Genomic DNA, 17930 nt, shown 5'->3' on the forward strand with positions numbered 1-17930 from the left:
AGCCTCCCATCGGGAGGCTTTTCACTGCTATGCGTTGTAGGCGTTTTCGCCGTGGCTGTTGACGTCCAGCCCTTCGCGTTCCTGCTCTTCCGGTACGCGCAGACCGACCGTTAAATCCGCCAGCTTGTAACCGATATACGAAACGACGCCGGACCAGACGATAGTCACCGCCACGCTCTCCAGCTGCACCAGCACCTGATGCCCCATCGTGACGCCTTCTGCGTAACCGACACCACCCAGCGACGTAGAGGCAAAGACTCCGGTGAGGAGGCAACCGATAATGCCGCAGACGCCGTGGACACCGAACACGTCGCAAGGATCGTCCACACGCAGCCAGCGTTTCAGCGCGGTGACGCCCCACAGCCCTGCCAGCCCCGCCACAATACCGAGCAGCAGCGCGCCGCCAACGCCGATGTAACCACAGGCCGGCGTAACCGCAACCAGACCGGCAATCGCACCAGAACAGGCACCCAGCAGCGAGGGTTTACCGCGCAGCGCCCATTCACCAAAGACCCAACCGAGGATAGCTGCCGCCGTCGCGACGACGGTGTTGACGAAGGCCAGCGCGGAGATTTCGTTTGCAGAGCTTGCGGAACCGGCGTTGAAGCCGAACCAGCCAACATAGAGGATCGCGGTACCGGTAAACACCATCGGCAGGTTATGCGGTTTAAACGCTTCTTTGCCAAAGCCCACGCGTTTGCCAATCAGGTATGCGCCCACCAGCCCCGCAATCGCGGCGTTGATGTGCACGACCGTACCGCCAGCGAAATCCAGCGCGCCGTGAGCCGCCAGCAGACCACCGCCCCAGACCATATGCGCAATCGGCACGTAGGAGAGCGTCAGCCACACCACCACGAAAATCAGCACGGCGGAGAAGCGGATACGCTCGGCAAGCGCGCCGACGATCAGGCCGACGGTGATACAGGCAAACGAACCCTGGAACGCCACATGAATGTATTGATAGAAGGTGCCCATCAGCGCGGTGAGCTGAATGTTCTTCAGCATGACCCAATCGAAGCTGCCAAAGAAGCTGCCACCGGTGCCGAACGCCAGCGTGTAGCCGTAAACCACCCACAAAATGCAGACCAGCGCGAAGGTCACGGCGACCTGCGTTAGCATTGAGAGCACGTTTTTGCCGCGAATCAGACCGCCGTAGAACAACGCAATGCCGGGAATCGTCATAAACAGCACCAGCGCGGTACATATCATCATAAAGGCGTTATCGGCTTTGTCGGCAACTGCCGGTGCGGCCATCGCCAGGCCTGGCATCAGCGCCAGCGCCCCGAGGCCCGTTTTCATCGTAGCTATCTTCATTTTTCGATCCCTATCGCTGTGTACCAGGAATTAGAGCGCCGCTTCGTCGGCTTCGCCGGTACGAATGCGAATCACGCGTTGCAGTTCGGCGACGAAGATTTTGCCGTCGCCAATTTTTCCGGTGTAGGCCGCTTTGCTGACCACATCGATCACCTCGTCGAGCTGATCGTCAGCAATCGCCACATCAATTTTTACTTTGGGCAGGAAATTGACGCTGTATTCAGCGCCGCGATAAAGCTCGGCGTGACCTTTCTGGCGTCCGAAGCCTTTCACTTCGGTGACGGTCAGTCCCTGAATACCAATGGAAGACAGCGCCTCGCGAACGTCTTCAAGTTTGAATGGTTTGATTACCACGGTAACCAGCTTCATAGTTCCTCTCCAGTCAGAATACGGTGATGTCCAGGAGAGTAAAGCAAGGGGCATGCCAGAAATGAAACGGGCAGAAAACGGGCGTGATGCGCGCCGCCCCGCGATGACAGATAAGAAAAACGCACCATGATAGTGCAGGTGCGTTGAATGTTTAACAGATTGCCTGTTCCTGGTGCATCAGGCGATAAGCGACTCTTCGTGGGCGCTGGCGGCCAGCTCTTCACCCGCCAGTTGCAACTGATACATCTGCCAGTAACGGCCTTTCGTTTCCAGCAGTTGCTGGTGCGTCCCTTGCTCCACCGCCTGACCGCGATGCAGCACCATAATGGTGTCTGCCTCGACGATGGTGGAGAGACGGTGGGCGATGACGATCAGCGTCGTATGCTCACGCACGGCGACCAGTGCCTGTTGAATGGCGCGTTCGGTTCCGGAGTCAATGTTGGCGGTCGCCTCGTCGAGGATCAGTACCTGCGGGGTTTCAACCAGCACCCGCGCCAGCGCCAGCAACTGCTTCTGCCCGACCGAGAGATTATTCCCCTGCTCGCCGAGACGCGTGTAAATGCCTTCGGGCATGCTGCGTGCCAGTTCTGCCAGTTGTACCGTTTCCAGCGCCTGCCAGACACTCGCTTCGCTGATGTCGCGTCCCAGCGTGACGTTGGCGAAGAACGAGTCGGCCATCACCACCGGATCCTGTTGCACCATCGCAACGCCCTGCCGCAGCGCGGAATGACTCAGTGTGGAGAGCGGACGCCCGTCGAGGCGGATCTCGCCCTCGGTCAGCGGGTAATAGCCCATCAGCAAACTGGCCAGCGTGCTTTTACCGCTGCCAGTATGCCCCACCAGCGCCACAAAGCTGCGTGGCGCAATAGTGAGGTTGATATCCTGCAGCACCAGGCGATCGTCGCGATAGGCAAAGGAGACGTTATCAAACACCACGGCGCCGCTCTGTAATGGCGCGCTGTCGCGGCCATAGCTCTGGCGCGGTCGGTCCATCATCTCAAACACACGTTCGCCCGCCACTACCGCCTGCTGCATCATTGACTGCTGAGTGGTGAGTTCAATCAGCGGCTCCCTCCGNNCAATCAGCGGCTCGTTCAGACGCCCCAGATAGCTGATAAACGCATACAGCACGCCCACTTCAATCGTCCCAACGGAGGTGAAACCAAACAGCAGCAGCAAACCGCACAGCACCATGGCGGAAAACAGACTCAGCAGCGGACGCAGCAAGAAACCGTCAAGGCGCAACGTCTGCATCCGTGCGGCATAGTGCGAGCGGCTCGACTCGCTCATGCGTTCACCGAAACGCGCCTGCTGACGGAACTGCTGAATGACGCTCATGCCGTTGATAACTTCGTTGAAACCGTCGTTGATATCCGCCAGATAGGCGCGGACGCGGCGCACAATCGGCGTGCTGTAGCGCTGATAGATCAGCATCACCACAATCACTGCCGGGAAGATGCCGATCGCCACCAGCGCCATGCGCCAGTCGAGGCTGAACATCGCCACCAGCATCGCGCCAATCAGCGCGGCGCTGCGCAGCACCGTCGCCACGACCGTGACGTAGAGATCGCGGATCACTTCGGTGTCGTTGGTGACGCGGGAGATAATTTCGCCCACCGGTTGGGTATCGAAGGCGCTCAGCGGCTGACGCAGCGCAGCGTCCATTACGTCGATGCGCAACTGCTGCACAACGCCCTCAGCGGGTGCATCGTTGAGCGCCGCTTCCAGCTGCTGATAGCGGTACATATCGCGATACCAGCCTGACTGCGCTGCCAGCTGTTCGTGTCGCCCGCGCTGGGCGATATGCCCGTGCTGCATGACGATAATTTCACTGGCGTCGGTCAGCGCCGACAGCCGGTGCGCACTGATAATCACCGTGCGTCCCTCGCCCCACTGGCGCAGGTTACGCAGGATCTGATGCTCCGTGCGGCCATCCACCGCCGACAGCGCATCGTCGAGGATCAAAATTTCCGCTTCCAGCAACAGCGCACGGGCAATTGAGATGCGCTGCTTTTGCCCGCCGGAAAGCATCACGCCGCGCTCGCCTACTTCGGTGTCATACCCCTGCGGCAGACGCAGGATATCGTCATGAACGCTCGCCAGCCGGGCCGCGTGCTCGACTTCCTGCTGCGTTGCGCCGGGTTTCCCCAGCGCAATATTGCTCGCCACGGTATCGGAAAACAGGAACGGGGTCTGGCTCACCACGGCGAGGCGGCTGCGCCAGTTGTCCAGCTTCAGGCGCGGTAAAGGAATGTCGTGATAGCGGATATCGCCCTGTGCCACATCAAAATGGCGCTGAATCAGCGACAGTACGGTAGATTTGCCCGCGCCGGTCGGGCCGCAGATACCGAGCATCTGCCCGGGTTGCAGCGTGAAATTGACTTTATCCAGCGTCGCGGCGTCGGTATGCGGATAATGAAATTCGCGGATAGCCACCGCCAGTGTGCCGCGCCCGGCAGGAATGGACGCTTCGCCATCGTTTACCACTGGCGCTTCAGCGAGCATCGCGCGAATACGGCTGTACGCCGCGCTGCCACGCTCGACGATGTTAAACATCCACGCCAGCGCCAGCATCGGCCAGATCATCAGCCCGAGGTACATCATAAAGCTGGTGAGCTGACCGAGCGTAATCGAGCCCTGTGTTACCATCCAGCTACCGCCGCCGATAGCCAGCAGGTTTGCCATGCCGATGGCGATATAAATCGTCGGATCAAAACGGGCATCGACGCGGGCCACGCGCATGTTTTTCACACCGGTATCCGCCGCATCGGCGGCAAACAACCCTGACTGGCGATCTTCCAGACCAAAGGCTTTGATCATGCGGATACTGGTCATGCTCTCCTGGGTGCGATCGTTGAGGCTGGAGAACGCCGCTTGTGCCAGCTTGAAACGCTCATGCAGCATGTCGCCGTAACGCTTGATCACCAGCGCCATGATCGGCATTGGTACCAGCGCCAGCAGCGTTAACTGCCAGCTGATTTGCGTCGACATCACGATCAGCACCGCCAGGCCGGTCACCATCGAGTCCACCAGCGTCAGCACGCCTTCCCCGGCGGCGAACACCACGCGGTCAACATCGTTCGTCGCACGCGCCATTAAGTCGCCGGTACGATGACGAAGGTAAAATTCCGGGTGCTGACGGCTGAGCTGGCGGTAGAAATCTTCCCGCAATTCGACAGCCAGTTGATAAGAGGCACCAAAAAGCAACACGCGCCAGACGTAGCGCAGCAGATATACCACCACGGCGATCAGCAGCATCGTGCCAATCCACATCAACACGCGATCGGTGGTGTAATGGTGTACGGTAACGCCGTCTACAATAATCCCGACCACTTTCGGCGGGATAAGCTGTAAAAAGGCGATGATAATAAGCAGTGATACTGCCCCGAGGTAGCGTCGCCACTCCCGACGGAAATACCAGCTGAGTTGAGCAAATAAACGCAAACGGTGTGATCCTGAACGTAATTGACCGGTCCAAAACCGGGAGAGTTATTCAATAGGTAACGCCGTGGTGAATTTTATCTGTTCCATGGCAAAACTGGAGGTGACATCCGATAAGCCAGGCACATTGTTCACCAGCCGTTTATAAAAGTCGTCATAGCGTTTCATGTCTGCTACCTGCACGCGCATCAGGTAATCGTATTCCCCTGCCATGCGCCAGAAGCCCAGGACTTCCGGCATTTGCGAGACTTCGGTGACAAAACGACAATACCAGTCGCTGCTGTGGTGCTGCGTTTTGATCAGCACAAAGGCGGTCAGGCCCAGCCCCAGTTTTTCGGCATCCAGCAATGCGACCCGCCCGAGCAAAATACCGTCATCTTCGAGGCGTTTGAGGCGCTTCCAGCAGGGTGTGGTGGTCAGATTAACGGCATCGGCCAGCTCCTGCAAAGAGAGGGTGCAGTCTGCCTGCACCAGAGAAAGCAGCTTTCGGTCAATTTTATCTAACACAGCCCACCTCAGGAGAAAGATTTTCTCCTTTAATTCTATTTCAAAGGCCAGTTAGCCACAATTTTTTCCAGACGCCAGGCACAAAATGATAAGTGGGAACGGGGGGGAACGTCATAAAAAAAGCCGGATATCACAGGATAACCGGCTTGCTGGAAGGGATCTCGTCATTCGGGGGAATAAGGAAGATGTGGTGTGTCCAGCCAATGCGTCAAAAAATGGGAAACCGCCTGATTCTGGCAGTGTCCGATAACCGGTAAATGGGGCAGCGCCGCTTTCAGTTGCGCCATTGCGTTGCCCATAATCACGCCGCGCCCGACCAGACCAAGCATTTCGCGGTCGTTCATCGCGTCGCCAAAGGCCATGCAGTCCTGCATCGTCATGCCGAGATGTCCGCTCAGCACCGACAGCGCCGTGCCTTTGTTGCAGCCCACCGGTAACACTTCCAGGCAATCTACCGCCGAGAAGCAAAGGTTCGCGCGCTCGCCTAACGCTTCGCTCAGTTGTACCTGCAACCGGACCAGATCGTCATGATCGCCACAGAAACAGATCTTGGTGACATCGCTGGCAGAAAGCGCTTTGAGATCGCACAACTGATAATGGAAACCGCTGTAAACATGAGCGTGGAGCAGTTCAGGGATCGCTTTATCCGTCAGCCAGCCGCTGTCATTGAAGGCGTGAATGCTGGCCTGGGTATCCCAGACAGTATGCAGAACGCGGTGCGCGACCTCGGGGTCCAGATCGCTACGATGCAGCACATCGCCCTCCACAGAATGGATGCGCGTGCCATTGCCAGTGATCAGAAACGCGTCCAGCGCAAAGCGCCCCATCAGATGACGCATTTCGAGCACATGACGACCAGTGGCAAACGCCAGCGTGATATCACGCTCACGCAGACGTTTCAGCGTTGACAGCGTCTCATCACCCAATAGGTGATTCGGCATCAACAGCGTACCGTCCATATCGAATGCAGCCAGTCTTGCCATGATCGTTCCCCGGAGTGTAAGCGATTGCGCTGTAGTATCATCCGGGATATACGGAAGTAATAGTGAATAGTTCATATTTATTGTTCCGGGTTTCTGTTTCACCGGACGAGGCTGATATTTCATGCGAGTGTTAAACCGACTCAATCAGTTCCAGCGTCTGTGGCAGCCAGGCCAGGGCGCGCCGCAGCAGGTCACGGTGGCGGAGCTTGCCGAACGCTGTTATTGCAGCGAGCGACACGTCAGAACGCTGCTGCGCCAGGCGCAGGACGCCGGCTGGCTGGAGTGGCAGGCGCAGTCCGGACGCGGTAAGCGCGGCACGCTGCGTTTTCTGACCACGCCCGACGCCCTGCGCAACCAGATGATGGAACAGGCGCTCCGCGAGGGGCAGCAGCAGAACGCGCTGGAGCTGGCGCAACTGGCGCCGGTGGAGCTTCGGGCGCTGCTGCACCCGTTTCTCGGTGGTCAGTGGCAGAACAATTCACCAACGCTGCGTATTCCCTACTATCGCCCGCTCGATCCGCTACAGCCTGGTTTTCTGCCCGGGCGCGCGGAGCAGCATCTGGTCGGACAGATCTTTTCCGGTTTAACGCGTTTTTCGCTGGATTCGCCTCGGCCAGTCGGCGACCTGGCGCACCACTGGGAGGCCAGCGATGACGGCCTGCGCTGGCATTTTTATATTCGCTCAACGCTGCACTGGCATAACGGCGATGTAGTGGAAACTACGCAGCTTCAGCAACGCCTGATGATGCTGCTGACGCTGCCGCGGATGCGCGAACTGTTCGCCAGCGTCAAAACGATCGAAATCACTCATGCGCAATGCCTGACGTTTACCCTGCACCATCCCGATTACTGGCTGGCGGGGCGGGNNTTGAATACTGGATCACGCCGCAACTGTTCGATAAAGATATGGGATCCAGTTGCCGTCATCCGATCGAAATCGCCATCGGCAAGCCCGAAGAACAGGATCAACTGCGACTGGTCAGCAACAGCATCAGCCTCGGTTTTTGCTATCTGGCGCTCCGCCAGAGCGAACGGCTCACACAGGTGCAGGCGCAGCGGGTGATTGCGCTGATCCACCGCACCACGCTTCTGCAGACGCTGCCGCTTGATGAAAACCTGATCACCCCCTGTGACGAACTGCTGCCCGGATGGCCGATCCCGCAGTGGGCCGAGGATGAACAGGCGGCGCTGCCAGCCACCTTAACGTTGATTTACCATCTGCCGGTTGAGCTTCATACAATGGCAGAACAGCTTCGTCAGGCGCTGGCCGTGCGGGGCTGTCAGCTGACGGTCATTTTTCATGATGCCAAAACCTGGGACGGTTGCCCGGCGCTGGCCTCCGCCGATCTGATGATGGGGGACAGGCTGATTGGTGAGACACCCGAATATACACTGGAGCAATGGATGCGCTGCGATCCGCTCTGGCTGAATGTGCTGACGCACCCGCAATTCGCCCACTTGCAGGCCACGCTGGATGCGGTACAGCGCCAACGGGACGACGCTTCACGCGCAAAAGCATTGCTCGGCGTTGTCAGCACTCTGATGGACAGTGCGACGCTGACGCCGCTCTTTAACTATCACTATCGCATCAGCGCCCCGCCGGGCGTGAACGGCATTCGCCTCACGCCGCGTGGCTGGTTTGATTTCACCGAAGCCTGGCTTCCAGCCTCTTCTGGTGAAGAAGCTGGTCGCTGACGCATTCTGGCGCTACCATAGCCCCCTCATTTTTTGACTGTCAGGAATTGCTATGAAACGCGCTGTTGTTGTCTTTAGCGGAGGACAAGATTCCACCACCTGCCTGGTACAGGCGTTGCACCAGTATGACGAAGTTCATTGCGTCACGTTCGATTATGGTCAGCGCCATCGCGCCGAAATTGACGTCGCACGCGACTTAGCGCTGAAACTGGGTGCGCGGGCGCATAAAGTGCTGGATACGACGCTACTCAATGAACTGGCCGTCAGCAGCCTGACTCGCGACAGCATTCCGGTGCCGGATTACGAACCGGACGCCGATGGCATTCCGAATACCTTTGTACCGGGCCGCAATATTCTGTTCCTCACCCTGGCGGCGATTTATGCGTATCAGGTCAAAGCCGAGGCGGTGATTACTGGCGTCTGCGAAACCGATTTTTCCGGCTACCCGGACTGCCGCGACGAATTCGTCCGGGCGCTGAACCATGCGGTGAATCTGGGCATGGCAAAAGATATCCGCTTTGAAACGCCGCTGATGTGGATAGATAAAGCCGAAACCTGGGCGCTGGCAGATTACTGGGGAAAACTGGATCTGGTCCGCAGCGAAACGCTCACTTGCTACAACGGCATCAAAGGCGACGGTTGCGGACACTGCGCGGCCTGTAACCTCCGTGCCAACGGCCTGCAGCATTATCTGAGCGACAAGCCTGCCGTGATGGCCGCGATGAAAGCGAAGACCGGGTTGAAGTAATCAGCCTTTACGTGTGTTGTCGACCAGCTTAACACCGGCAGCACGCGTAATTTTCATTAAGGTTGTCAGGGTTGGATTACCTTCCTCAGAAAGCGTTTTATAAAGCTGCTGGCGAGACAGCCCCGATTTCGCCGCAATTTCTCCAATACCGCCACGCGCTTCAATAATCCGTCTTAAGGCGATAAGAAAAGCACCGATGCCCTGCTCTTCGTGGATCTCCTCCAGGGCGACCTGTAGATAGAGCTGCGCTTCATCGGGGTTTTCACGCAACATCTGAACGACGGCGTCATGATGGCTAACTGAGCGTTTCTTGCTATCCATTCGCGAACTCCTTTGCCTGATGAGTTTTCCAGTAACTCACTGCTTTATTGATGTCAGCTTTCTGGGAACGTTTGTCTCCGGCAATAAGCAGAAGCACAATCCGCTTATTCTCGAAGGCAAAATAGAGTCGATAGCCGGGACCACAGTCGATCCGCATTTCCCATACGCCATCGCGGAGGTATTTGTAATCGCCAAAGTTGCCTTTTTCGGCCCGGTCAATGCGCACCAGGATCCTGAAGGCCGTATGCAAATCCCGGCGCTTCAGGTTATCAATCCATTCTGTAAACGGTATGCCCCCGTCAGGAGTGCGATACCGTTCAATAACGTATTCCCTGTTCATCATTCTATCCCTAAAAATATCATTTGTCTTTTATAGAAGACAAATTAATCATGCTACCATCTGCTCCAGATGCGTACGCAGTTCGCCTTCCAGTGCCAGCGCCTTTTGCGTTTTCAGATCGATACAGACAAACGTAATCAAGGCGTCTGCCACCACCTCCCCTTCTGGCTCCAGCGTCACGACCTGGCTCAGCACCCCGCTTTTTCCGTTAAGTTGCCGCACGGCACTGGTCACCGTGAGAAGATCGCCCAGCACCGCCGGACGTCGGTAGTTGATATTGATATTCACCACCACGAACGCGATGTTATGGGCGGTCATCCACTGGAAACCGGCACTGTTTTCCAGCCCGTCCCAGCGCGCCTCTTCGAGAAACTCCAGATAGCGGGCGTTGTTCACATGCTGATAAACGTCGAGATGGTATCCACGAACTTTGATTTGAGTCTGCATAGCGCAATAGCCTTATTTTTTATGTTTAATAGAATCAGAGGTCACACCACTGGTATGACCTCTCTAGTCTGGCAAAAAAAAGCCACTCTGCAACTTCCGTCAGGATCAGAGCATCAGATGCGCCAGGTTACGCTCAACCAATGAACTCCCCATTCCCGGCACCTGGCGAAGATCGTCAAGCGTTTTAAACGGGCCGTACTCCTCACGGAAACTGACAATGGCCTGTGCTTTTTTCATCCCCACGCCATTCATCACTCGCGCCAGTTCTTCCGCCGAGGCGGTATTGATGCTGACTTTGGTGCCTTCCTCATCGGCAGGTTTCAGGGCATCCGCTTTTTTGACCTGCGCCGTTTGCGCTTCAGTCTGCGTTTGCGCCGCCTGTGGTTTCGCCGTTGTGCTCGCAGCCAGCGCGCTATGACTCATACCGGCAAAAACGAGACTGGCGGTGATGATGAGGGTTTTGATTCCACGTTTCATGCTGTTTTCTCCTTGTTTGTTGACAGCGAGGCCACGATAGCGGGAAGGAAAAAACAGAACAAAAGGCAAATAACAGAAATGGAAAAGGCCGCGAAAGCGGCCTTTAGGCATTACATCGGGTTACTTATTTTTGCGAAGCGGATTCCGCTTACTGCTGCTGTTCGACGACGTCGCCAAGCTTAATTTTGGCAGATTTACGCAGGTTGCTCATCAGCGCTTCGAAAGCGATCTGGGCGTTATTCTGCGTGATACCCTGGACCATTGCTTTCTTCTGCTCTTCCGGCATAGCACCCGCTTTCACTTCATCCAGCGCCAGCAGCACGACGTTGCCCTGCAGATCGGTACCCATACCGTAGCTCGGCTTATCTTTCTGCGGCAGCGGCAGGGGGAAAGGNNCGCATCCAGCTTCGCCTGCTGCTCTGCTTTGGTGTGCTTCACGATATCAGCCACCTGCGCTTTGACGTCGCTCAGCGGCTTAACCGCTTCCGCTTTATGCTCGCTGATGCGCAGCACGAACGCGCGATCGCCATCAACCGTGATGATGTCGGAGTTGCTGCCCGGCGTACCGTTTTCGCCCACCAGACCGCCATTGAAGATGGCGTCAGAAACCGGTTTGAAATTGAGTGCTTCCGGCAGATTGTTCTGGGTAAACCAGTCGGTCTCCATCACTTTCTGTCCCGAAACCTGCGCAGCGCCTGCCAGAGATTCATTATCATTGCTGGCCGCGTCGCTCACTTTCTGCTGCAGCGCGTAGTAAGCATCCAGCGCTTTTTCCTGCTTCACTTTCGCCGCGATGTCGTCGCGCACGTCGCTCAGCGGTTTCACCTGTGCAGGCTGAACGTCATCCAGACGTGCAACCAGGAAACCCACAGAAGACGCGATCACGCCCGACAGCTGGCCTTTCTCTTTCAGGCCTGCGTTTTTCAGTTCGTCCGGGGTGGTGGATTCTTCCAGCCAGCCCATGTCGCCGCCGTTACGGGCAGAGATAATATCGGTCGATTTTTCTTTCGCCACAGTGGCGAAATCCGCGCCGTTGTTCAGCGCATCCAGCGCCGCTTTCGCATCGGCTTCGGTTTTGGTCTGAATCACGCTGTAGCGGCTACGCTGCGGCTGTGTGAACTGATCTTTGTGCTGATCGTAATAAGACTGGATTTCAGTGTCAGACGCGCTCTCCTGCATGTCAGCCGCATCCATTTTGATGTAGCTGACACGGAACTGTTCCGGCGACATGAAGTTGCCTTTGTTTTGCTCGTAGTACGCGTTGATTTCCTGGTCGCTGACCTGCTGTTTTGCCGCCAGCGCGTTAACGTCAATGGTGGCTTCGCGCACGACGCGCTGCTGAGAAACCAGCGCCGCCAGCTCATCGGTCTCGCCTGGCAGCATGAAGTCAGTACCGGCAACGGCGTTAATAAGCTGTTGTGTGACGAGCTGATTCCGCAGCGCCTGGGCGTATTGATCGGCAGTCATGCCCATCTGGTTCACAATGCCGTTGAAACGGGCATTGTCGAATTTACCGTCGGACTGGAACGCCTGAGTGCTGAAAATGGCCTTCTTCACCTGCGCGTCGCTGATGTTCAGACCGAGCTCTTTGGCATACTGGTCAAGCAGCGACTCGTCAATCAGGCGGTTCAACACCTGCTGACGCATCGATTTCATGTAGTTTTCGTTGCTGGCCAGTTCGGAGAATCTGTCACCCAGCTGCTGCTGCATACGGTTACGTTCGCTGGCAACGGCATTTTCAAACTGCGGACGGCCAATTTCCTGACCATTCACTTTCGCGGCATAAGTATTGTTACCGCCAATCAGGTAGCTACTGACGCCGGTCAAAATGAACGACACAATAATGATACCGAAAATAATCTTGAGCACGATGCTGTTAGCTGCCGTGCGTAAGTTGTCCATCATGGTGTAACAACGCTCCGCTGTAGGTGACTGTAGACCTCGCGCAGCATAGCACGTCATGACCGCTGCGCGTGAGGCCGTATTTTGACAAGAAAACGGGTCTGTTGTCAGCCCACTACGCGCAATTCTCGCAGAAATGGGATAAAAAAAGGCACATCCAGCGATGCGCCCTTGTACTTAGTCACTTCCCTTTTCGGGAATCGATCAGTTTACTGCGTCTTTCAGTGCTTTACCTGCACGGAAACCAGGCACTTTAGCGGCAGCAATGGTGATTTCTTTACCTGTTTGCGGGTTGCGACCAGTACGGGCAGCACGCTCTTTAACAGCAAAAGTACCAAAGCCAACCAGTGCAACGTCATCCCCAGATTTCAGAGATTCAGTAACAGAAGCGATCAGCGCATCTAATGCACGTCCAGCTGCAGCTTTAGAAATGTCCGCACCCGCAGCAATTTTGTCAATCAGTTGAGATTTATTCACTGTTTTCTTCCTCTCTTTATAATTTATATCGCACCTGAATCCTTCATAGTGCGACCGCGCAGCAGTTATATCAGGTGTGTCATAACCTTACAACACCCGTAAATGATGACATACCCGACTCGCAATCTAAATTAGCTATACAAAAAAAGGCTGGCAAGTACGAAATGACTCACCAGCCTCTATTTTATTAGCGCTCTTTGCGCGCGGTCACTATTTTGCGGTCACAACCTGCATTCCGAAGGGCTCATTCTGCAGGGCGAGGGCCAGAACTTCCTCGATACGCTTCACCGGATGAATGTCCAGATCGGCGATAACGTTCTCCGGAATCTCTTCCAGATCGCGTTTGTTCTCGTCAGGAATCAGAACTGTCTTAATCCCGCCGCGATGTGCCGCCAGCAGTTTTTCCTTCAGACCACCGATGGGCAGCACCTGACCACGGAGGGTGATCTCACCGGTCATTGCGACATCCGCACGCACCGGGTTGCCCGTCAGGCAGGACACCAGTGCGGTGCACATCGCGATACCGGCGCTCGGCCCGTCTTTTGGCGTTGCCCCTTCCGGAACGTGCACGTGAATGTCGCGTTTTTCGTAGAAATCACCGTTGATGCCCAGTTTCTCCGCCCGTGCGCGCACCACAGTCAGCGCGGCCTGGATGGATTCCTGCATCACTTCACCCAGTGAACCGGTGTAGGTCAGCTTACCTTTACCCGGCACGCAGGCGGTTTCGATGGTCAGCAGGTCACCGCCCACTTCCGTCCACGCCAGCCCGGTTACCTGACCGACACGGTTTTCGCTGTCCGCACGGCCATAGTCATAGCGCTGTACGCCCAGGAACTCGTGCAGGTTGTCGCCGTTAATCTCGATGTGCTTGAGGGTTTTATCCAACAGCAGCTGTTTAACCGCTTTACGGCACAGTTTGGAGATTTCACGCTCGAGGCTACGCACGCCTGCTTCACGGGTGTAGTAACGAATAATGCCCACAATGGCGCTGTCATCGACGGTTATTTCGCCTTCTTTCAGCGCGTTACGCTCGATCTGCTTGGCCAGCAGGTGGCGTCTGGCGATGTTCAGTTTTTCGTCTTCCGTGTAACCGGAAAGGCGGATCACTTCCATACGGTCCAGCAGCGGCGCCGGAATGTTCATGGAGTTCGACGTGGCGACAAACATCACGTCGCTGAGGTCGTAGTCCACTTCCAGATAGTGATCGCTGAACGCCACGTTCTGCTCAGGATCCAGCACTTCCAGCAGTGCTGAAGCCGGGTCGCCGCGCATGTCAGACGACATTTTGTCGATCTCATCAAGCAGAAACAGCGGGTTTTTAACGCCCACTTTCGCCATTTTCTGGATCAGTTTGCCCGGCATTGAGCCAATGTAGGTACGGCGGTGACCGCGAATTTCCGCTTCGTCACGTACCCCACCCAGCGCCATGCGGATGTATTTACGGCCGGTCGCTTTGGCGATGGACTGACCCAGAGAGGTTTTACCCACCCCCGGCGGTCCCACCAGACACAAAATCGGCCCCTTGATTTTGTTAACACGGCTCTGTACCGCAAGGTATTCAAGGATGCGGTCTTTGACGCGCTCGAGGCCATAATGATCGGTATCAAGGATTTCCTGCGCCTGGCGAAGGTCTTTTTTGACCTTGCTGCGTGCGTTCCACGGCACCTGAACCATCCAGTCGATGTAACCGCGCACCACGGTCGCTTCCGCCGACATTGGAGACATCATTTTCAGCTTCTGCAGCTCAGCTTCCGCTTTTTCTTTAGCCTCTTTCGGCATTTTCGCCGCGTCGATCTTACGCTTCAGCGCTTCGTTTTCGTCCGGGGCATCATCCATTTCGCCGAGTTCTTTCTGAATAGCTTTCATTTGCTCGTTCAGATAGTACTCGCGCTGGGATTTTTCCATCTGCTTTTTGACGCGATTACGAATGCGTTTCTCAACCTGCAACAGATCGATTTCCGATTCCATCATCGCCATCAGGTATTCCAGACGTTCGTTGATGTCGGACATCTCGAGAACCGATTGCTTGTCAGCAAGCTTCAGCGGCATGTGTGCCGCGATGGTGTCTGCCAGACGCGCCGGATCGTCGATGCTGTTCAGCGACGTCAGCACTTCCGGTGGGATCTTTTTGTTCAGCTTGATGTAGCCTTCGAACTGGCTGATCGCTGTGCGCACCAGCACTTCCTGTTCGCGCTCATCAATCGCCGGCGATTCAAGGTATTCCGCTTTGGATGAGAAATGTTCGCCATCATCGGAAAGCGTGGTAATACGCGCACGCTGCAGGCCTTCGACCAGCACTTTGACGGTACCGTCAGGCAGCTTCAGCATCTGCAGAATAGAGGCCACGGTCCCGACGGTGAAAAGATCGTTTACACCCGGCTCATCCGTTGACGCTTCTTTCTGAGCCACCAGCATGATTTTTTTATCATGATCCATGGCAGCTTCCAGACAACGGATAGATTTTTCCCGCCCTACAAATAAGGGAATGACCATGTGCGGATAAACCACCACATCGCGCAACGGCAATACGGGGATTTCAATGCGTTCAGAACGCTCAGGATTCATAGAGCTCTCTCTTAGTTTAGTGTCCGCCAGGTAGCCGATGGCATGATCAAATCCCATGCCACCGTTTAACATGTATTCCAGTATATGGGGATGTTTCCCACACATTCAACGCCGGGAATGCAGGAAAAATAAAAGGGGAGATAAAATCCCCCCTTTTCGCTTAACTGATTGACAAATTTGGCTAATTATTCGCCAGACGCCTGCTGGGTTTCTGAGGAGCCGTAGATCAGCAGCGGTTCGCTCTGACCTTCGATAACCGACTCGTCGATAACCACTTTTTCGACATCTTCCATCGACGGCAGGTCGTACATCGTGTCGAGCAGTGCCGCTTCCACGATAGAACGCAGTCCACGCGCACCGGTTTTACGTGCCATGGCTTTACGGGCAATCGCATCCAGCGCTTCGTCACGGAATTCGAGATCCACGCCTTCGAGGTTGAACAGCGCCTGATACTGTTTGGTCAGGGCGTTTTTCGGCTCTTTCAGGATCTGAATCAGCGCTTCTTCGCTCAGCTCTTTCAGCGTCGCGACAACCGGCAGACGACCGATGAATTCAGGGATCAGACCAAATTTGATCAAATCTTCTGGTTCAACCTGGGTCAGCAGCTCGCCTTCGTTGGCCTTCTCAGACTTCGCTTTCACCGTCGCGCCAAAACCAATACCGGTGCCGGTTTCTACGCGGTTCGCGATCACTTTGTCGAGGCCCGCAAATGCACCACCGCAGATAAACAGGATTTTGGAGGTATCAACCTGCAAAAACTCCTGCTGCGGATGTTTGCGTCCGCCCTGCGGCGGTACGGCCGCCACGGTACCTTCGATAAGTTTGAGCAGCGCCTGCTGCACGCCTTCGCCGGAAACATCGCGGGTAATCGACGGGTTATCCGATTTACGAGAAATTTTGTCGATCTCATCGATGTAAACGATGCCGCGCTGCGCTTTCTGCACGTCATAGTCGCATTTCTGCAGCAGTTTCTGAATGATGTTTTCGACGTCTTCACCGACGTAGCCCGCTTCGGTCAGCGTGGTCGCATCCGCCATGGTGAACGGAACGTCCAGCAGACGCGCCAGCGTTTCCGCCAGCAGGGTTTTACCGGAACCGGTCGGGCCAATCAGCAGAATGTTACTTTTGCCGAGCTCAACGCCGTTACTGGAATCGCCGTTACGCAGACGCTTGTAATGGTTGTACACCGCCACCGCCAGCACTTTTTTCGCCTGTTCCTGACCGATGACATAGTCATCCAGGTGATGGCGAATTTCGTGTGGCGTCGGCAGAGCACTGCGTTCACGATGCGGCGCTACCTCTTTAATCTCTTCGCGAATGATGTCGTTACATAAATCGACACATTCGTCGCAGATATACACGGACGGCCCGGCAATCAGTTTACGCACTTCATGCTGGCTTTTGCCGCAAAAAGAGCAGTACAACAATTTGCCCGATCCATCTTTGCGTTTATCTGTCATGAGTCCAAACCTCTTCTTAAGTTCTTTGTGCCGCACATGACGACGCAAATGCCATAATCAAGCGCATGCCGCTTCGCAAGCAGTGTGCCGTCCATACATAGTATAGCGGCACGCACGCGCCAGGCATTAGTTACGATGGGTCAAAATGGAGTCGACTAAACCGTACTCAACCGCTTCTCCTGAGGTCAGGAAACGATCGCGCTCGGTGTCACGCTCAATCTGCTCAAGGGATTGACCCGTATGGTGCGCCATGAGTTCATTCATGCGCGCTTTAACTTTCAGGATCTCTTTGGCGTGGATTTCGATATCCGTCGCCTGACCCTGGTAGCCGCCCAGCGGCTGGTGAATCATCACACGGGAGTTCGGCAGGCAGAAACGTTTACCTTTCGCGCCCGCGGTCAACAGGAAGGCGCCCATGGAAGCGGCCTGCCCCATACAAATGGTGCTGACGTCCGGCTTGATGAACTGCATGGTGTCATAAATGGACATCCCTGCGGTGATCACGCCGCCCGGTGAGTTAATATACAGATAAATGTCTTTTTCCGGGTTTTCCGCTTCCAGAAAGAGCATCTGCGCCACGATCAGGTTCGCCATATGGTCTTCGACCTGGCCTGTCAGAAAGATGACGCGTTCCTTGAGCAGACGGGAATAGATATCAAATGAGCGCTCACCACGTGAGGTCTGTTCAATGACCATCGGCACCAGGGCCATATGGGGTGCAAAGTTATCTCGTTCGCCACTGTATGACATTTCCGTCTCCTGGATAAATATGGATAAATACCTGCTGTACTGATTGTAACCTTGTCGACGGAACATCAGCCAGTCACTTATTGCCGTATTGATGGTTATGGGTACGGCAACGCGCTATTTCAAGCATAACAATC

The 17930-nt window shown here is 55.7% G+C and carries 14 protein-coding genes and 2 pseudogenes; 2 read left to right on the forward strand and 14 right to left on the reverse strand.

Annotated elements, in window-relative coordinates:
• Positions 1-27 precede the first annotated feature (27 nt).
• The 5 genes from amtB to cof all read right to left on the reverse strand — a co-directional run bounded on the left by amtB (position 28) and on the right by cof (position 6614).
• Positions 28-1314 (reverse strand): ammonium transporter AmtB, encoded by a 1287-nt coding sequence (gene amtB, locus GM30_RS07815; protein ID WP_049848156.1) that lies wholly within the window; start codon positions 1312-1314, stop codon positions 28-30.
• Between the two features lie 30 nt (positions 1315-1344).
• On the reverse strand, positions 1345-1683 hold the full coding sequence (glnK, locus tag GM30_RS07820) for a P-II family nitrogen regulator (protein ID WP_038155077.1): 339 nt from the start codon (positions 1681-1683) through the stop codon (positions 1345-1347).
• 177 nt (positions 1684-1860) lie between these two features.
• Positions 1861-5127 carry a SmdA family multidrug ABC transporter permease/ATP-binding protein gene (locus GM30_RS27835; RefSeq protein ID WP_072094068.1) on the reverse strand — a complete coding sequence of 1089 codons (3267 nt, stop codon included), beginning with the start codon at positions 5125-5127 and terminating at the stop codon, positions 1861-1863.
• A 45-nt stretch (positions 5128-5172) separates the two neighbouring features.
• On the reverse strand, positions 5173-5631 hold the full coding sequence (locus GM30_RS07830; protein ID WP_049848157.1) for an Lrp/AsnC family transcriptional regulator: 459 nt from the start codon (positions 5629-5631) through the stop codon (positions 5173-5175).
• A 164-nt stretch (positions 5632-5795) separates the two neighbouring features.
• Positions 5796-6614 (reverse strand): HMP-PP phosphatase, encoded by an 819-nt coding sequence (gene cof, locus GM30_RS07835; protein ID WP_049848158.1) that lies wholly within the window; start codon positions 6612-6614, stop codon positions 5796-5798.
• 121 nt (positions 6615-6735) lie between these two features.
• Here cof and GM30_RS07840 point away from each other — a divergent pair.
• Together GM30_RS07840 and queC are read left to right on the forward strand one after the other, a co-directional pair.
• A pseudogene (locus tag GM30_RS07840) lies at positions 6736-8309 on the forward strand (SgrR family transcriptional regulator).
• 52 nt (positions 8310-8361) lie between these two features.
• Positions 8362-9057, forward strand: a complete 696-nt coding sequence (gene queC, locus GM30_RS07845) for a 7-cyano-7-deazaguanine synthase QueC (protein WP_049848159.1) — start codon at positions 8362-8364, stop codon at positions 9055-9057.
• Here queC and GM30_RS07850 read toward each other — a convergent pair whose 3' ends face one another.
• The 9 genes and pseudogenes from GM30_RS07850 to clpP all read right to left on the reverse strand — a co-directional run bounded on the left by GM30_RS07850 (position 9058) and on the right by clpP (position 17796).
• Positions 9058-9378, reverse strand: coding sequence for an addiction module antidote protein (locus GM30_RS07850; RefSeq protein WP_049848160.1), 321 nt, complete (start codon positions 9376-9378; stop codon positions 9058-9060).
• On the reverse strand, positions 9371-9718 hold the full coding sequence (locus tag GM30_RS07855) for a type II toxin-antitoxin system RelE/ParE family toxin (RefSeq protein ID WP_049848191.1): 348 nt from the start codon (positions 9716-9718) through the stop codon (positions 9371-9373). Before GM30_RS07855 ends, GM30_RS07850 begins: the two co-directional genes overlap by 8 nt.
• Before the next feature lie 48 nt (positions 9719-9766).
• A complete protein-coding gene (locus tag GM30_RS07860; protein WP_049848161.1) occupies positions 9767-10165 on the reverse strand; it encodes a YbgC/FadM family acyl-CoA thioesterase in 399 nt (132 codons plus the stop codon).
• 105 nt (positions 10166-10270) lie between these two features.
• Positions 10271-10642: a helix-hairpin-helix domain-containing protein gene (locus GM30_RS07865; protein ID WP_049848162.1), complete on the reverse strand. Its 372-nt coding sequence runs from the start codon at positions 10640-10642 to the stop codon at positions 10271-10273.
• Between the two features lie 148 nt (positions 10643-10790).
• A pseudogene (gene ppiD / locus GM30_RS07870) lies at positions 10791-12547 on the reverse strand (peptidylprolyl isomerase).
• A 201-nt stretch (positions 12548-12748) separates the two neighbouring features.
• Positions 12749-13021, reverse strand: a complete 273-nt coding sequence (hupB, locus tag GM30_RS07875) for a nucleoid-associated protein HU-beta (protein ID WP_007373541.1) — start codon at positions 13019-13021, stop codon at positions 12749-12751.
• Between the two features lie 210 nt (positions 13022-13231).
• Entirely contained in the window at positions 13232-15586 is a 2355-nt protein-coding gene (gene lon, locus GM30_RS07880) for an endopeptidase La (protein ID WP_124965760.1), read from the reverse strand.
• A 185-nt stretch (positions 15587-15771) separates the two neighbouring features.
• Entirely contained in the window at positions 15772-17046 is a 1275-nt protein-coding gene (gene clpX, locus GM30_RS07885; protein ID WP_049848163.1) for an ATP-dependent protease ATP-binding subunit ClpX, read from the reverse strand.
• Between the two features lie 126 nt (positions 17047-17172).
• A complete protein-coding gene (gene clpP, locus GM30_RS07890) occupies positions 17173-17796 on the reverse strand; it encodes an ATP-dependent Clp endopeptidase proteolytic subunit ClpP (protein WP_038155095.1) in 624 nt (207 codons plus the stop codon).
• Between the last annotated feature and the right edge of the window lie 134 nt (positions 17797-17930).

This window comes from Trabulsiella odontotermitis, assembly GCF_001188485.1.
In the GTDB taxonomy this organism is placed as follows: domain Bacteria; phylum Pseudomonadota; class Gammaproteobacteria; order Enterobacterales; family Enterobacteriaceae; genus Trabulsiella; species Trabulsiella odontotermitis_A.